This is a genomic window from Sphingobium sp. JS3065 (genome assembly GCF_026427355.1).
GTDB lineage: Bacteria > Pseudomonadota > Alphaproteobacteria > Sphingomonadales > Sphingomonadaceae > Sphingobium.
Map to the genome: position 1 here is coordinate 1,249,258 of NZ_CP102664.1, position 16,432 is coordinate 1,265,689.

The window sequence follows — 16,432 nt, forward strand, 5'->3', positions numbered from 1 at the left end:
TATTCAAAATGGCTACCAAGGCAGTCACCGACCTCAGCTTCCAGCAGGACGTCATCGATGCTGACAAGCCCGTCCTTGTCGATTTCTGGGCGGAATGGTGCGGCCCGTGCAAGATGATCGGCCCCGCTCTGGAAGAAATTTCGGAAGAACTGGCTGACAAGGTCGTCATCGCGAAGATCAATATCGACGAAAATCCCGATGCGCCCGGAAAATATGGCGTGCGCGGCATTCCGACGATGATTCTCTTCAAAAATGGCGAAGCCGCCGCGACGAAGGTCGGCGCCGCGCCCAAGAGCGCGCTCAAGGGCTGGATCGAAAGCGTTCTTTAAACGTCTGGAAAAGGCCGACTTCAGGTCAGCGGGATCATCACCGTTTCGGCATAAGCCGGCCTTTCGCGCAGCCGGTCATACCATGTGCGCACATGCGGCACGTCGGGCCGCTCCATTTGCAGCGTGAAGAAGCTGTGGGCATAGGTGCCCATCGGCACGTCCGCGACGCCGAAGCTTGCCCCCGACAGCCAGGGTTGCCGGGCCAGCGCCCGGTCGAGGATCAGCATTGCCTCACCCGATATCCGCGCCGATTTCGCGACCGCTGCGGCATTTCGATTTTCCGCTTTCCTGCGGATCAGGTTCATGAAGGCGTCCCGCTGCGCATCGGCGAAGCTGAATTGCCAATCCATCCATTTGTCGCCCTGCGCCCGCGCCGCCGGATCGGCGGGCCACATCGCCTCAGGCGCATAGCGTGCCGCCAGATAGCGCAGGATCGCGTTGGATTCCCACAGGATGACGTCGCCATCCTGGATCGTCGGGATCAGCCGGTTGGGGTTCATCGCCACATAGGCGTCGCTCATGCCGAACTGGCCGCCGACATCGTGGCGAACATAAGGAAGGCCGATTTCTCCGGCGAACCAGGCCACCTTCTTCACATTATGCGAGTTGAGGCGTCCCCAGATCGTCAGCATATCCGTCCTTCCATTTTCAGCGGAACAGCCGCTCCGCCGCCAGATCCCAAAGACGCGGGGACGAAGCCCCCAGCAGGCCGCGCTGCCGATCGCCCACGACATAAGGCGATCCGTCCAGGCGCTGGCACCGGCCGCCCGCCTCGTTCAGGAACAGCGTTCCCGCCGCATGATCCCAGGGCAAAGTGCGCGCAAAGACCGAAACGTCGTTCTGCCCCAGCACCAGTCGCGGATATTGCTCGGCGGCGCAGCGGGGAATATCCACCAGTTGGAAACTGGCCTCCGACCGGCGTCTGATGTCGGCGCGCTCCTCCTCGCTCATGAAATAGACGGCAAGCGCAGCAACGGGCAGCTTTTCGCCGCTTTCCCGCGCATAGACCTGTTCGCCGTCGATATGGCTGCCCGCGCCCAAAATGGCGTGGCACAGCCGCCCGGTCAGCGGGTCCAATATCCAGCCCGCCAGGATCGTCCCCGCATCGGCCAGCGCGACCATGATCCCGAAAGGCGGCTTTCCCACCGCGAAATTGCCCGTCCCGTCGATCGGGTCGATGAACCAGTTGAGGCCATCGCCCGCCCGATCCAGGATCGCCGGATCGGCGGCGCAGGCTTCCTCCCCGATGATGCCCGCCTCCGGCAGGATGGCGGACAGCCCTTCGGCCAGCCGGATCTCGCTTTCCTTGTCCGCGATGGTGACGAAATCGTCGGCCGCTTTCTCGCTGACCTCATGGCTGGCGAGATTCTGGTAGCGCGGCATCACGATGTCCCGCGCCACTTCGCGCATCAGCGCGACGACAGGATCGTGCAATTCCGTCGGCATCGGCTCCGCCCTATTCTCAGCTACGATAATCCGCGTTGATCGAAATATAGCCGTGGGTCAGGTCGCATGTCCAAACCGTCGCCCGGCCTTCGCCCAGACCCAGATCGACGCCGATCAAAATGTCCTGCCCCTTCAGATGCGCCGCCACCGGCGCTTCGTCATACCCCTCCACCGCCAGGCCGCGCGAAGCCACCTGGGTCGCGCCGAAGCGGATGGAAAGCTTGTCCCGATCCGCAGGTTCGCCCGCCTTGCCGATGGCTGCCACCACGCGGCCCCAATTGGCGTCCTCCCCGGCGATGGCGGTCTTCACCAGCGGCGAATTGGCGATGGAGAGGGCGATGCGATGCGCGCTGGCGTCGCTTTCCGCGCCTTCGACGGTGATCTCGACGAATTTGGTCGCGCCCTCACCATCGCGCACCACCAGATGCGCAAGCTGGCGGCAGAGATCGCCCAACGCCGCCGCGAAGGCATCGGCTCCGGCATCCTCCATGGAGGTGAGGGGCGCATTGCCCGCCTTGCCCGTCGCAAAGGCCAGCACCGTGTCGCTGGTAGAGGTGTCGCTGTCGACCGTGATGCAGGAAAAGGTCTGCCGGTTGGCGGCGGACAGCATCTGCTGCAACAGCGTGGGGTCGATGGCCGCGTCGGTGAAGATATAGCCCAGCATTGTCGCCATGTCGGGCGCGATCATGCCGGAACCCTTGATGATCCCGACCAGCTCGACCCGCGTGCCGCCGATCATGGCGGAGGCATGGGCGCCCTTGGCATAGGTGTCGGTGGTGCCGATGGTGGCCGCCGCATCTTCCCAGCCGCAGGGCGCGGCGGTGAAGGCGGCTTCCAGTCCGGCCTCGGCCTTGTCCACCGGCAGCGGAACGCCGATCACCCCGGTCGAGGAGATGAAGATGTCCGAAGGCTGGCAGTCCAGATGATTGGCGACCTTGGCCGCGATGGCTTCCACGGCGGCGCGGCCGCGATGGCCAGTAAAGGCGTTGGCGTTGCCCGCATTCACCACCAAAGCCCGCGCCGATCCCAGCGGAATGGCGTCCCGGCACCATTCCACCTCAGGGGAGGGGCATTTGCTCTGCGTCGTGACGCCCGCGACCGCCGTTCCCTCGGCCAGTTCGACATAGGTGAGGTCGCACCGGTCCCAATTCTTGTAGCGCGCTCGTGCCACGCGGGCCGTGACGCCCGCAATGGGCGGAAGTTCCGGGAAGGCGGCGGGGGCAAGGGGCGAACGGTCTGTCATGCCCGTCGCTTAGCGCAATATGCCCGTCCGTCAACGGCGAACGGCAACGGGCGGCGGCACGAAGAAAGTCGCGCCACGCAACTTTGCGCGGGCAGGGCTGGAAATCATCGTCAAACGCCTCTCATTTTCTCAGGCTTTGGCACAGGAGGCCGCGATCCGCCAATATCCCGCCCGTCCCTGTCGTTCGCATGGGGAAAATCCCCTTATTGCGCCGTCGCGCCATGCCTGCTCTGATTGACTAACGCCCGTGCGCCCCCTAAATCGCCGCGCATGTCTGCGTGCGTCGCCCTTTAAGGCGCGTGCGTCCCCTTTTGTCAGGAACTTGCATGTTCGGCGCACTCGCCAAGTCCATTTTCGGCTCCTCCAACGACCGCTATGTGAAGTCGCTGGGCAAGACCGTCGAACAGATCGCGTCTTTCGAACCCACCATCTCCGCCATGACCGACGAGGAACTGGCGGCGCAGACCGTGCGATTCCGGGAAAGGCTGGCGCAGGGCGAGACGCTGGACGGCCTGCTGCCCGAAGCCTTCGCCACGGTGCGCGAAGCCGCCAAGCGGACGCTGGGCCAGCGCCATTATGACGTGCAGATGGTCGGCGGCATCGTGCTCCATCGCGGCGAAATCGCGGAAATGCGCACGGGTGAGGGCAAGACGCTGGTCGCGACGCTCGCCACCTATCTGAACGCGCTGGAGGGGAAGGGCGTCCACGTCGTCACCGTGAACGACTATCTGGCCAGCCGCGACTGCGAATGGATGGGGCAGGTCTATCGCTTCCTCGGCCTCACCACCGGCGTCATCGTGCCGAACCTGTCGGAAGATCAGCGGCGGGAGGCTTACAACGCCGACATCACCTATGCGACGAACAACGAACTGGGCTTCGATTATCTGCGCGACAATATGAAGTATGACCGCGCATCGATGGTGCAGCGACCCTTCAACTTCGCCATCGTCGACGAGGTGGACTCGATCCTGATCGACGAAGCGCGCACGCCGCTGATCATCTCCGGCCCCACCGATGACAAGTCGGAACTCTATGTCTCCGTCGACGCCATCGTGAAGCGGCTTGACGAAAGCGACTATGAGAAGGACGAGAAGCAGCGCACCGTCACCCTGACCGAGGACGGGACCGAGAAGATCGAGCGCATGCTGGAAGAGGCCGGGCTGCTCCAGGGCGCCAACCTCTATGATTTCGAGAACACAGCCGTCGTCCACCATGTCAATCAGGCGCTGCGCGCGAACGCCATGTTCCGCCGCGACATCGATTATATCGTCAAGGATGGCAAGGTCATCATCATCGACGAGTTCACCGGCCGCATGATGGATGGCCGCCGCTGGTCGGACGGCCTGCACCAGGCGGTGGAAGCCAAGGAAGCGGTGAATATCGAGCCGGAAAACCAGACGCTGGCCTCGATCACCTTCCAGAATTATTTCCGCATGTACCCCAAGCTGGCCGGCATGACCGGCACGGCGGCGACCGAAGCGACCGAATTCTTCGAAATCTACAAGATGAACGTCGTCACCATCCCGACCAACCGGCCGGTGCAGCGCGTCGACGAGGAAGATAGTTTCTACAAAAATCTGGAAGACAAGTTCCGCGGCATCGCCAAGACCATCAAGGTCCACGCCGAACAGGGTCAGCCGGTCCTGGTCGGCACGGTGTCGATCGAAAAGTCGGAAATGCTGTCCGAATTCCTCAATCAGGAGGGCGTCAAGCACGCCGTCCTCAACGCCCGCTTCCACGAAAGCGAAGCGCATATCGTCGCGCAGGCGGGCCGCAAGGGCGCCGTCACCATCGCCACCAACATGGCCGGTCGCGGCACCGACATCAAATTGGGCGGCAATCTGGAAATGCGCGTCGAGGACGAACTGCGCGACATGCCGGAGGGACCGGAGCGCGAAGCGGCCATCGCCCGCATCGAAGCCGAAATCGAAGCCGAAAAGGCCGAAGTGCTCGCCGCGGGCGGCCTGTTCGTGCTCGCGACCGAGCGGCATGAGAGCCGCCGTATCGACAATCAGCTTCGTGGCCGTTCAGGCCGCCAGGGCGATCCCGGCCTGTCGCGCTTCTACCTCAGCCTTGACGACGATCTGATGCGCATCTTCGGTCCGGACACCATGTTCGCGAAGATGATCCGATCAAACCTGGAGGATGGCGAGGCGCTGCCCCCGTCGAAGTGGCTCAGCAAGGCCATCGAGACCGCGCAGAAGAAGGTCGAGGCCCGCAACTACGACATCCGCAAGCAGGTCGTCGAATATGACGACGTGATGAACGACCAGCGCAAGGTCATCTATGAACAGCGCAGCGACATCATGGACGCGGAGACGGTGGACGATGTCGTCGTCGACATGCGGCATGAGACGGTCAACGATCTGGTCGGCGCATCCTGCCCGCCGGGCACCTATCCCGAACAATGGGACATGGAACGGTTGAAGGCCCGCACGGCCGAAGTGCTGAACCTGGAGCCTGACTTCGACGCCTGGCTGGCGGAGGATCATGTCGATCCGGAAATGATCGAGGAACGGCTGACCGCGCTGGCCGACGAAGCCGTGGCGGAGAAGGTCAAGGAACTCGACCCCGAAAACTGGCACATGATCGAGAAGTCGATCCTGCTCCAGAGCCTGGACCATCACTGGAAGGAGCATCTGTCGACCCTCGACGCGCTCCGCCAGGTCGTGCACCTGCGCGCCTATGCGCAGAAGACGCCGATCAACGAATATAAGCAGGAAGCCTTCGCCCTGTTCGAAAGGATGCTGGGCAACATCCGGGAGGATGTGACCGGATCGATCGCGCGCGTCCAGTTCCGCATGGAAGAGCCGCTGCCGGAATTCGACCTGCCGGTCCTGCCCGATTTCATCACCACGCATATCGACCCCTTTTCCGGCGAGGATAATAGCGCGGACATTGACGGCGGGCAGATCCGCGGCATCACCACGACCCTGCCACGTCCGCCTGTGGGCACTGGCCAGGCGGGGGAATTCGCCAATCTGGACATCAGCCGCAACGCGCCATGCCCCTGCGGTTCGGGCCAGAAGTACAAGCACTGCCACGGCGCGCTCAGTTAAGCGCGCCGTCGGCATGGGATCGGGTCCGCCTGGTTTGGGCAGGCCCTAATCGTCGGGCCGGTCACCATGCAATTTCGCCCATAATTGGGCCGTGCCGGCTTCCTGCGCCTTGGTCACATATTGCGCGGCGATCAGCCATCCCTTGATCGGCCGCAGCGGCAGCACCGTCGTCAGGATCAGCACTGGCAAGCCGACGGCCAGATGCACCCATAGCCCCGGCCGGGCCAAAATCTCCAACATGATGATGAACACCACGCCGGGCACGCAGGCGAACAACTGCACGAACACGGCCGGTCCGTCCGCCGGATCGGCGAAGTCATAGTTCAGCCCGCAGACCTCGCAATGATCGCGCACCGTCAGGAACCCACGGAAGATATGCCCCTCACCGCAACGCGGGCAGCGGCCAAGCACCCCCGTCTCGATCGGTGAACGCCGCTTCCATTGCCCACCATTTTCCGTCGCCGGCTGCATCGCTGAAATCCCGTCTATGTCGTCCATCGTCATGCCATGTCGGCAATGGCTGAAATGTCGCTGTTGCAGGGAAAATATTCAATTGGGCCTTTTGCCCCAGGGCACGCATTCTTCGTCAGAAGGTTTCCGTTACGGAAAGCTGGAATTCCACCTTTGGGTAGATTGCCAAACAGCTTTCTCCCGACTATGGAAGGTCCGATTTGGATGCCCGACAGCAAACAAGTCGCGCTCCCGGCTATCCCTTGCCCGGGAGCGCTTTTTTTTGATTCGGGATGCGGGCAAAACTTCCCGTCGGCGGATCAGGATTCTCTTTCCATCGCGTCGTGCAGAACCTGATCCGGGCAGGACATCGCCAAGGCCCTGATTTTATAGCGCAACGCAAGTTCGCGATGAGCCGCGACTTCCTGCGGTGCAGCGCTCCGCTTCGCTGCGGCATCGGCTTTCACGCTTTCTTCTCTCGCGCGCCGGAACAGATAGCGTGCGTCGTTATCGGCAGACATCGTCACCTCCGATGTTTAGGCGCGCTGATTCTAGCATCGGGAAAATCGTCCCGCTTTAACCAGGATCAATTTCACCAATCTTGGGAGGAGGGAATGGCGGACAGGGTGGGATTCGAACCCACGGTGGGCTTGCACCCACGGCGGTTTTCAAGACCGCTGCCTTAAACCACTCGGCCACCTGTCCGTCGCCACGCTTCCTAGCGAACCGGGCGGCCATGCCAAGCGCAAAATCGCGGCAGGCGCTTTCGTCGGCGGAATGGCGCCTTGCGGCAATAAGGGGATTCACGCCGCGACATCCCTGTGCAACAAAAGGGGATAGGGAGATTCTTCAATGCGTTCGTCGATCTTGTGGCTATTGCTGGCACTTGCCGCCGTCATGGCGGGCAGCCTGACGGCAGACAGCGTCATGGCGCAGGAAGATCCCGCCTTTCGCGCCTATCTGGAGTCCCTGCGGCCGAAGGCGCGCGCAATGGGGATTCGGGATACGACGCTGAACAGTGTATTCCCCACCCTGACGCCCAATCCGCGCGTGATCCAGCTCGACCAGAACCAGCCCGGCGGCGGCGCCTATGCGCCCATCCCCAATTTCGAACCTTATCGCCGCCAACATGTCGATGCGGCGCGCATTGGCCGGGGCCGCGCCGCCTATCTCGTCAATCGCGCCCGGCTCGCCCGGATCGAGGCGGAAACCGGCGTGCCGGAGGAAATCATGGTCGCCATTTACGGCCATGAAACCAACTATGGTTCCTATACCGGCGATTTCGACCTGATCCGTTCGCTCGCGACCCTTTCCTATGAAGGGCGACGCCGCACATTGTTCGAGCCGGAATTGCTGGCGACGCTGAAAATGCTGGACAATGGCGTCCCGCGCAGCCGCCTGGTGGGCAGTTGGGCGGGGGCGACGGGCTATCCGCAATTCCTGCCCAGCGTTTACCTGCGTCTGGGCAAGGACGGCGACGGCGACGGCCGGGTCGACATATGGAGCAGTGAAGCCGACGCGCTCGCGTCCATCGCCAATTATTTCGTCCATGCCGGATGGCGGCGGGGTCAGCCCTGGGGCATTGCGGTGTCCGTGCCCGCCGGTCTTGATCGCAACGGCATTGCCGTGCGCACCAGGCCGGCCCGTTGCGAGCGCGTGTTCAACCGGCATAGCCGATGGCTCAGCATGGCCGAATGGCGGCGTATGGGGATTGTTCCGGCCAGTGGAAGCTGGCCCGCCGACAGGGTGCTGGCGACGCTGCTGGAACCCGATGGCCCCGGCAAGACGGCCTATCTGCTCACCAGCAATTACCGGGCGGTCCTGGATTATAATTGTTCGAACTTCTACGCCCTGTCGGTCGGCCTGCTGGCCGATGCAGTGAAGCAATAGAGCGCTTTGAGATTGCCCCTCTCATGGCTAATGAAAGCGCAAGGCACTCGAAGAATCCACCAGTCCGAAGGCAGTCCCGCATGAAGAAGTCCGTCGCCGCCCTCCTTTTCGTCGGGTTGCTGACCCAGCCGCTGACCGCCGCCGCGCCGCCCTATACCAGCGAAGCGCCAATCGCCTATCTGAAGGACATGTCGTCGGGCGCGGTCCTCTATAACAAGGGCGGCGACACGCGGATTCCGCCCGCTTCCATGGCGAAGATGATGACGGTTCACGTCGCCTTCCGCCTGATCCAGAAGGGCGATCTGAAACTCGACCAGAAATTCACCGTCCGTCCGGAAACCTGGCAGCAATGGCATGGCCCGCAGGCCGGTTCGACCATGTTCCTTTCCCCCGGCGAGCAGGTGTCGGTGGAAAATCTGCTGCATGGCATCGTCACCCTTTCGGGCAATGACGCCTGCGTCGTGCTGGCGGAGGGCATTGCCGGGACCGAACAGGCCTTCGTCGCGCTGATGAATCAGGAGGGTAAGCGGCTTGGCCTGAAGAACAGCAATTTCGGCACCAGCAACGGCTGGCCCGACGAAGGCGTGACCTATGTGACCGCCGCCGACCTTGCAAACCTGGCCGAAGCGACGATTGAGGAAACCCCCAATCTTTACAAGAAATTCTACTCCACCCGCGCCTTCACCTGGGGCAAGACGATGGGCGGCGCGGACATCGAACAGGGCAATCGCAATCCGATCCTGGGCAAGGTCGCGGGCGCCGATGGGCTGAAAACCGGCCATACTCAGGAGGCAGGCTATGGCTTCACCGGATCGGCCGAGCAGGAGGGGCGCCGTCTGGTGATGGTCGTCGCTGGCCTGACCAGCGCCAATCAGCGCATCGCCGAATCCGTGCGCTTCATGGACTGGGGCTTCCGCGCATGGAAGGCGCAGCCGCTGTTCAAGAAGGGGCAGACGGTGGAAACCGCCGAAGTCCAGCTTGGCAGCGCCACCCAGGTCGCGTTGGTCGCGCCGCAGGACATGGCCGTGACGCTGCCCCGTGCGGCGTCGTCCAACATTTCGGTCAAGGTCGCCTATACCGGCCCGATCAAGGCGCCCATCGTCAAGGGGCAGAAGATCGCCCAGCTCATCATCTCCACCCCCGACACGCCGCCGCAGATCCTGCCGCTGGTCGCGGGTGAGGACATCTCCGAAGCGGGCATTTTCGGCCGCTTGTGGAACGGGCTGAAGTCGTTCTTCGGGTGACGCAAGGTCGCTTCATCTCTCTGGAAGGCGGGGAGGGCGCTGGCAAGTCCACCCAGATCAAGGCGCTTGCCGCAGCCTTGCGCGGGCGCGGGCTGGAGGTCGTCGAAACCCGCGAACCCGGCGGCAGCGAAGGGGCGGAGGCCATTCGTGCATTGCTGCTGACCGGCGGCGCGGATCGCTGGAATCCCCGCGCCGAAGCGCTGCTGTTCGCGGCTGCCCGCGCCGATCATGTCGAAAAGACGATCCGCCCCGCGCTGGATCGCGGCGCATGGGTGCTGTCCGACCGCTTTCTGGACAGCAGCCGGGCCTATCAGGGCATGGGCGATCTGACCGATGCTGACATATTGGCGCTCCACCGGATCGGCAGCGAAGGATTTTTGCCCGACCGCACCCTCTTCCTCACCCTGCCGGAGGCGGAAGCGACGGCGCGCGCCCGGTCCCGCGACGGCGATGTGTCCGACCGGATCGGCGGGCGGGACCAATATTTTCATCAGGCGGTCGCCAGCGCTTTCACCCGCTTTGCCGGGCAGGAACCCGCGCGCTTCGTCGCGGTCGATGCGTCGGGCGACAGCGCAGCCGTGACGGAACGCCTGCTGCATGCGCTGCAAGACCTGCTGCCATGACGTCACTTCTCGGCCATGACGAACAAGCGCGCACATTGCTGGGCGCGGCGCGGAGCGGCCGTCTGCATCATGGCTGGATATTGACCGGGCCTTGGGGCATCGGCAAGGCCAGCTTCGCCCGCGCCATCGCGCTGCGCCTGCTGGCCGAAGCCGCCGGGCCGCCGGTTTCGGGCGAAGGGCTGGACGTGCCGCAGGATCACCCGATCCGCCGCCTGTTCGAAGCCGAAGCGCATCCCGACTATGCCGACCTCTATTGCCTGGAAAAGGAAAGCGGCACGGCGCGCAACATCACGGTCGACCAGATCCGCAGCCTCCAGCGGCTGATCCAATCGGCTCCTTCCATGTCCTCCCGCCGGATCGTGGTGATCGACAGCGCCGACGATCTGGAGCGCGGGGCCGCCAACGCGCTGCTCAAGAATCTGGAAGAGCCGCCCGCCGACATGCTTTTCCTGCTGGTCAGCCATGCGCCCGGCCGCCTGCTGCCGACCATCCGTTCCCGCTGCCGCACGCTGCGCTTCGACGCGCTGAGCGACGATGCCATGCGGACCATATTGCGTACTGCGGACGAAGCGCTGCCGGCGAAGGAGTTGGACGCCCTGATCCACGCGGGGGAGGGTTCACCCGGCAAGGCGTTGCGCTATGCGGGCCTGAACATCGCGGATATCGAACAGTCGCTTGCCGCCATCGCGGCTGACGGCGACCCCGGCAACCGTAAACGCCTGATCCTGTCCAAGGCGCTGGCGTCGAAGGCTGCCCGGCCCCGTTATGAAGCCTTTCTCGAACGCGCGCCTGCCTTCATTGCGGAGGCGGCGCGGCAGCGGCGGGGAAGCGATCTTGGCAAGGCGCTCGGCCATTGGGAGGCCGCTCGCCAGCTTGCCGGCGGCGCCATCATCCTGTCGCTGGAACCGGGCGCGGTGGTGTTCGAACTGGCCGGGCATGTCGCGGCGCTGGCGCGCTGAAAAGCGGCTTTGCGCAAGGGCGAACAACCGCTAGGGAAGGCCGCATGTCCAAGCCCTATACCATCACCACCGCCATCAGCTACCCCAATGGCCGCCCGCATATCGGCCATGCCTATGAAGTGATCGCCACCGACGCGCTCGCCCGTTTCCAGCGGATGATGGGCCGCGACGTCTTCTTCCAGACCGGCACGGACGAACATGGCCTGAAAATGGCCCAGACGGCCCGCAACCGGGATATGGAACCACGCGATCTTGCAGATGAAATGGCAAGCTATTTCAAAGCTATGAACGACGGACTGAATATCAGCTATGATCGTTTCATCCGCACCAGCGAGCCGGATCACCACCGCGCCAGCCAGGCCATATGGCAGGCGATGGAGGCCAATGGCGACCTTTATCTGGGCCGCTATGAGGGCTGGTATTCGGTCCGCGACGAAGCCTTTTACGACGAGAAGGAACTGACCGACGGGGAGGGTGGGCAGAAGCTATCGCCCCAGGGAACGCCGGTCGAATGGACTGTCGAGGAAAGCTGGTTCTTCCGCCTGTCCGCCTATCAGCAGAAGCTGCTGGACCTCTACGCCAGCCAGCCGGATTTCGTTCAGCCGGACAGCCGCCGCAATGAGATCATGCGCTTCGTCGAAGGCGGCCTTTCCGATCTCAGCGTTTCGCGCACCAGCTTCGACTGGGGCGTGAAGGTGCCGGGCAGCGACGGCCACGTCATGTATGTGTGGGTCGATGCGCTGACCAATTATCTCACAGGTTGCGGCTATCCCGACGACGCCGAACGGATGGCCCGCTACTGGTCGGAGGGCGGCGACATCACGCACATCATTGGCAAGGATATCGTGCGTTTTCATACGGTTTACTGGCCAGCCTTCCTGATGAGCGCGAAGCTGCCCTTGCCCAAGCAGGTTTTCGGTCACGGCTTTCTCCTCAACCGGGGGGAGAAGATGTCGAAATCCCTGGGCAATGTCGCCGATCCGATGGAACTGGCGGATCGTTTCGGCGTGGATCAGTTGCGCTATTTCCTGCTGTCGGAGGTCACCTTCGGCAATGACGGCAGCTACAGCGCGGAAGCGATCGTCGGGCGTTCCAACAGCGACCTCGCCAACAGTTTCGGCAACCTCGCCCAGCGGACGCTGAGCTTCATCGCCAAAAATCTCGAAGGCCGCCTGCCCGAACCGGCGGCGCAGGATGTTGACCGCAACCTTCTCGACACCATCGCTAAAGCTGCGCAAGGCTTTCAGGCCGCCATGGCTGACCTTGCGCCTTCGACCGCCATAGAGGCATGGATGCGGGCGGTCTTCGCCTGCAACGCCTATATCGACGCGCAGGCGCCCTGGACGCTCCGCAAGACCGATCCCGCCCGGATGGAGGCCGTGCTCGCCACGCTCTACGAAGCCATTGCCCATCTCGCCATCATGATCCAGCCGATCATCCCGGCCAGCGCCTCTGCCCTGCTTGACCAGATGGGCATGACCGGGGAAGGGCGGAGCTATGCCGCCATCGGCAGCGACTGGTATGCGAAGCTGCGCGCCACGGGCTTCATCCTCGGTGCGCCCAAGCCGCTTTTCCCGCGCCTCGAACTGCCTGCCGAAGAGACCTGAAACCATGCTGATCGACAGCCATTGCCATTTGAATTACAAAGGGTTGATCGAGGATCAGCAGAATGTGCTTGAACGTGCGCGTGACGCTGGCGTCAGCCTGATGCTGAACATCGCCACCCGTGAAAGCGAGTGGGATGCCGTGCTGGAAACGGCGCTGCGCGAACCCGATGTGTGGGCGACCGTCGGCATCCACCCGCATGAGGCGGACGAACATCCGCATGTCGACACCGCCAAGCTGGTCGAGCGAGCGGCCCATCCGCGGATCGTGGGCATAGGCGAAACCGGCCTCGATTATTATTACGACCATAGCGACCGTGAACGGCAGCAGCGCAGCTTCCGCTCCCATATCGCGGCGTCTCGCGAAACCGGCCTGCCGTTGATCGTCCACACCCGCGATGCGGAGGAGGATACGATCGCCATCATGCGCGATGAAATGGGGAAGGGGGCCTATGGCGGCGTCATCCACTGCTTCACCGCCAGCGGCGCCTTTGCGGATAGCGCGATGGAACTGGGTTTCTATATCAGCATTTCCGGTATCGTGACCTTCAAGAACGCCAGGGATTTGCAGGAAACCGCGGCGCGCCTGCCGCTTGACAGGTTGCTTGTCGAAACCGACTCTCCCTTCCTCGCGCCCGTGCCCCATCGCGGCAAGTCCTGCGAACCCGCTTTCGTGGCCGATACCGCCCGTTTCCTGGCCAATCTGCGGGGCGAGAGCGTCGAGCAATTGGCCGAAGCGACGTCGGCCAATTTCCGCAAGCTTTTCAGCAAGGCGGCATGAGCCTCAAGCTCACCATCCTGGGCAGCGGCACCTCTTCGGGCGTTCCCCGGATCGGCAATGACTGGGGCGCCTGCGATCCTGACGAGCCGAAGAACCGGCGCACCCGCGCATCCATCCTGGTCGAAAGTCCGACGACGCGGCTGCTGATCGACACTTCGCCGGATATGCGGGCGCAGCTTCTGGCGGCGGACGTGGTCCAGATCGACGCGATCCTGTGGACGCATGACCATGCCGACCATAGTCATGGGCTGGACGATGTCCGCCAGCTCTACCACCATCGCGGGACGCCGGTGCCCGGCTATGCGCGTCCGCAGACGCTCAAATTATTGCGGGAACGCTTCGGCTATGCCTTTGAGGGGCGGCATGGCTATCGCCCGACAATCGAACCCCATGCGCTGCCCGATGGCCTGCGTATCGGAGACATCGGCATCGCCTGCACCGACCAGCCCCATGGCGAGATTTTCTCCACCGGGTTCCGCTTCACATATGATGGCCACTCCATCGGCTATGCTACTGATTTTCATGATATGACTGCCGATATGCTGGCGCTTTACGATGGGCTGGACATTTGGGTGGTCGATGCGCTGCGCGAAAGGCCGCATCCGACCCACGCCCATCTGGCGCTGACCCTGGATGCCATCCAGGCGGTGCGGCCCCGACGGGCCATCTTGATCCATATGGACCAGAGCATGGACTATGCCAGCTTGTGCCGGACACTCCCGGAAGGGGTGGAACCGGGCTATGACGGACTGGTGGCGATAGTGGGCAAGGCTTAGAAAGCGGGGGCCGGGGGCATGGATGGCGATCAGGCGATGTCCAGTCTCTGGTATGTGCTGGCGCTTGTCCTGGTCGGATCGGCCCTGTTGGCCCGGCGCGTGCCGTCGGGCGGCCTCATGCGGATGGCGATACTCTGGATCGTCATCTTTGCCGCGCTGCTTGGCCTGTTCAAGACCGGCGAGAAATTCGGCTTGTTTTCCGGCCGCCTGGATGGGGAAGGGGGTGCGCCCGCATCCCTGGCAAGCGACGACGCACCTCCGGCGCGGGTGGAAGGGCAAGCGTTGCGCATTCCCATCGCGCCTGACGGTCATTATTGGGTGGAGGGGGCCGTCAACGGCACGCCGACCCGTTTCCTGATCGACAGCGGCGCCAGCGTCACCGCCCTGTCCGTGACCTCGGCCCGGGCGGCCGGCCTCAATTTCGATCTGAACACCCCCGATGTCAGCATGATGACCGCCAACGGCAAGATCGACGCAAAACGCTCCACCATAGCGACATTAGCCATCGGCCCGATCCGCGCCAGCGACCTCGACATCGTCGTTTCGCCAGCCTTCGGCGACGTCAATGTGATCGGAATGAACATGTTGTCGCGGCTGAAAAGCTGGGGTGTGCAGGATAAGGAAATGGTGCTGACCCCATGACGTCATCCATTGCAGCATCCATTGCAACGCCCGATCAGCGCCAACGCCTGAAGGCTATTATCGGCGGGTCCACCGGCAATCTGGTCGAATGGTATGACTGGTACGCCTATTCGTCTTTCACCCTCTATTTCGCCCAGCATTTCTTCCCAAGCGAGGACCGCACGGCCCAGTTGCTGAGCGCCGCAGGCGTTTTCGCGGTGGGCTTCCTGATGCGGCCGATCGGCGCCTGGCTGATGGGCGTCTATGCCGACCGCCATGGCCGGAAGAGCGGCCTGACGCTGTCGGTCGCGTTGATGTGCGCTGGGTCGCTGCTGATCGCGGTCACGCCATCCTATGAAACGATTGGGGTAGGCGCGCCCTTGCTACTGGTGCTGGCGCGGTTGATGCAGGGGCTTTCCATCGGCGGGGAATATGGCGCCAGCGCGACCTATCTGTCCGAAATGGCGGGCCGCAACCGGCGCGGTTTTTACTCCAGCTTCCAATATGTCACACTGATCGCGGGTCAGTTGGTCGCCATTTGCGTCCTGCTGCTGCTCCAGGCGATGTTGAGCGAAGCCGAACTGGACGCTTGGGGATGGCGCATTCCATTCCTGATCGGCGGGGGGTTGGCCGTCATCGTCTTCTGGCTGCGGCGCGGCCTTTCCGAAACCCAGAGCTTTGCCGTCGCCAAGGCGCAGGGCGCGCCCAAATCGGGCTTCATCGAACTCATCACCCGCCATCCCCGCGAAACGCTGACGGTGATGATGCTGACGGCGGGCGGCACCATCGCTTTTTATGCCTATTCCATCTACATGCAGAAATTCCTGGTCAACACCAGTGGCCTCAGCCGAGAAACAGCCTCCCAAATCAATGGGATAACGCTGTTTCTTTTCATGTTGATTCAACCCCTTGCGGGTGCTCTTTCCGACCGCATCGGCCGAAAGCCGCTGATGATCGGCTTTGGCATATTGGGCGTGACCGGCACTTATCCGATCTTCGCGACGCTGGCCGTCACCAAAGACCCGTTAACGGCGGGACTGCTGGTCATGGCCGGGCTGATCATCGTGACGGGCTACACCTCGATCAACGCGGTCGTGAAGGCGGAGCTTTTTCCGGCCCATATCCGGGCGCTGGGCGTCGCGCTGCCATATGCGCTGGCCAACACCTTGTTCGGCGGGACAGCCGAATTCGTCGCGCTCTGGTTCAAGCAGATCGGGATGGAGCAGGCATTTTATATCTACGTCACGGTGATGATCGGCATATCGTTGGTCGTCTATATCCGGATGCGCGATACCCAGCGGCACAGCCGGATATTGGAAGATTGATCCGGAATAATTTAACATAATCCTTATTATCGAACTATTTGAATGTAAGCGCCGGATAGAAATGACACCCCTCTGCTAGATA

General features: G+C 62.9%; 16 protein-coding genes and 1 tRNA gene. 11 read left to right on the forward strand and 6 right to left on the reverse strand.

Features of this window, described 5'->3' with window-relative positions; all coding sequences use genetic code 11:
- The first annotated feature begins 8 nt into the window (after positions 1 to 8).
- On the forward strand, positions 9 to 329 hold the full coding sequence (trxA, locus tag NUH86_RS06030; protein WP_267251592.1) for a thioredoxin TrxA: 321 nt from the start codon (positions 9 to 11) through the stop codon (positions 327 to 329).
- Between the two features lie 20 nt (positions 330 to 349).
- Here trxA and NUH86_RS06035 read toward each other — a convergent pair whose 3' ends face one another.
- From NUH86_RS06035 to argJ, 3 genes are read right to left on the reverse strand one after another with little or no spacing between them, the layout of a single operon-like run.
- Positions 350 to 961, reverse strand: a complete 612-nt coding sequence (locus NUH86_RS06035; RefSeq protein WP_267251593.1) for a glutathione S-transferase family protein — start codon at positions 959 to 961, stop codon at positions 350 to 352.
- Between the two features lie 16 nt (positions 962 to 977).
- Positions 978 to 1,775, reverse strand: a complete 798-nt coding sequence (locus NUH86_RS06040; RefSeq protein ID WP_267251594.1) for an inositol monophosphatase family protein — start codon at positions 1,773 to 1,775, stop codon at positions 978 to 980.
- 16 nt (positions 1,776 to 1,791) lie between these two features.
- On the reverse strand, positions 1,792 to 3,018 hold the full coding sequence (gene argJ / locus NUH86_RS06045; RefSeq protein WP_267251595.1) for a bifunctional glutamate N-acetyltransferase/amino-acid acetyltransferase ArgJ: 1,227 nt from the start codon (positions 3,016 to 3,018) through the stop codon (positions 1,792 to 1,794).
- A 326-nt stretch (positions 3,019 to 3,344) separates the two neighbouring features.
- On the opposite strand from argJ, the gene secA reads away from it, so the two are divergent.
- Positions 3,345 to 6,077 (forward strand): preprotein translocase subunit SecA, encoded by a 2,733-nt coding sequence (gene secA, locus NUH86_RS06050; RefSeq protein ID WP_267251596.1) that lies wholly within the window; start codon positions 3,345 to 3,347, stop codon positions 6,075 to 6,077.
- Between the two features lie 45 nt (positions 6,078 to 6,122).
- Here the strand turns inward: secA and NUH86_RS06055 are convergent, their stop codons facing one another.
- From NUH86_RS06055 to NUH86_RS06065, 3 genes are all read right to left on the reverse strand, one after another.
- The gene (locus NUH86_RS06055) at positions 6,123 to 6,575 is read right to left on the reverse strand and encodes a DUF983 domain-containing protein (RefSeq protein ID WP_267251597.1); all 453 of its coding nucleotides are present in this window, start codon (positions 6,573 to 6,575) and stop codon (positions 6,123 to 6,125) included.
- A gap of 272 nt (positions 6,576 to 6,847) precedes the next feature.
- Positions 6,848 to 7,048 (reverse strand): hypothetical protein, encoded by a 201-nt coding sequence (locus tag NUH86_RS06060; RefSeq protein WP_267251598.1) that lies wholly within the window; start codon positions 7,046 to 7,048, stop codon positions 6,848 to 6,850.
- 94 nt (positions 7,049 to 7,142) lie between these two features.
- Positions 7,143 to 7,232: transfer RNA gene (locus NUH86_RS06065), tRNA-Ser, on the reverse strand.
- Positions 7,233 to 7,379: 147 nt separating this feature from the next.
- Here NUH86_RS06065 and NUH86_RS06070 point away from each other — a divergent pair.
- The 9 genes from NUH86_RS06070 (at position 7,380) to NUH86_RS06110 (ending at position 16,350) form a co-directional block, all read left to right on the forward strand.
- Positions 7,380 to 8,417, forward strand: a complete 1,038-nt coding sequence (locus NUH86_RS06070; protein ID WP_267251599.1) for a lytic murein transglycosylase — start codon at positions 7,380 to 7,382, stop codon at positions 8,415 to 8,417.
- Between the two features lie 80 nt (positions 8,418 to 8,497).
- Positions 8,498 to 9,661 carry a D-alanyl-D-alanine carboxypeptidase family protein gene (locus tag NUH86_RS06075; RefSeq protein ID WP_267251600.1) on the forward strand — a complete coding sequence of 388 codons (1,164 nt, stop codon included), beginning with the start codon at positions 8,498 to 8,500 and terminating at the stop codon, positions 9,659 to 9,661.
- Positions 9,658 to 10,284: a dTMP kinase gene (tmk, locus tag NUH86_RS06080; protein ID WP_267251601.1), complete on the forward strand. Its 627-nt coding sequence runs from the start codon at positions 9,658 to 9,660 to the stop codon at positions 10,282 to 10,284. The genes NUH86_RS06075 and tmk overlap by 4 nt, the downstream gene beginning before the upstream one ends.
- Positions 10,281 to 11,243 carry an AAA family ATPase gene (locus NUH86_RS06085; protein ID WP_267251602.1) on the forward strand — a complete coding sequence of 321 codons (963 nt, stop codon included), beginning with the start codon at positions 10,281 to 10,283 and terminating at the stop codon, positions 11,241 to 11,243. Before tmk ends, NUH86_RS06085 begins: the two co-directional genes overlap by 4 nt.
- Before the next feature lie 44 nt (positions 11,244 to 11,287).
- Positions 11,288 to 12,850, forward strand: coding sequence for a methionine--tRNA ligase (gene metG / locus NUH86_RS06090; protein WP_267251603.1), 1,563 nt, complete (start codon positions 11,288 to 11,290; stop codon positions 12,848 to 12,850).
- Positions 12,851 to 12,854: 4 nt separating this feature from the next.
- Positions 12,855 to 13,628 carry a TatD family hydrolase gene (locus NUH86_RS06095; protein ID WP_267251604.1) on the forward strand — a complete coding sequence of 258 codons (774 nt, stop codon included), beginning with the start codon at positions 12,855 to 12,857 and terminating at the stop codon, positions 13,626 to 13,628.
- Positions 13,625 to 14,404 carry an MBL fold metallo-hydrolase gene (locus NUH86_RS06100; RefSeq protein WP_267251605.1) on the forward strand — a complete coding sequence of 260 codons (780 nt, stop codon included), beginning with the start codon at positions 13,625 to 13,627 and terminating at the stop codon, positions 14,402 to 14,404. The genes NUH86_RS06095 and NUH86_RS06100 overlap by 4 nt, the downstream gene beginning before the upstream one ends.
- 18 nt (positions 14,405 to 14,422) lie before the next feature.
- A complete protein-coding gene (locus NUH86_RS06105) occupies positions 14,423 to 15,046 on the forward strand; it encodes a retropepsin-like aspartic protease family protein (RefSeq protein WP_267251606.1) in 624 nt (207 codons plus the stop codon).
- Positions 15,043 to 16,350: an MFS transporter gene (locus NUH86_RS06110; protein WP_267251607.1), complete on the forward strand. Its 1,308-nt coding sequence runs from the start codon at positions 15,043 to 15,045 to the stop codon at positions 16,348 to 16,350. Before NUH86_RS06105 ends, NUH86_RS06110 begins: the two co-directional genes overlap by 4 nt.
- Positions 16,351 to 16,432: the final 82 nt, after the last annotated feature.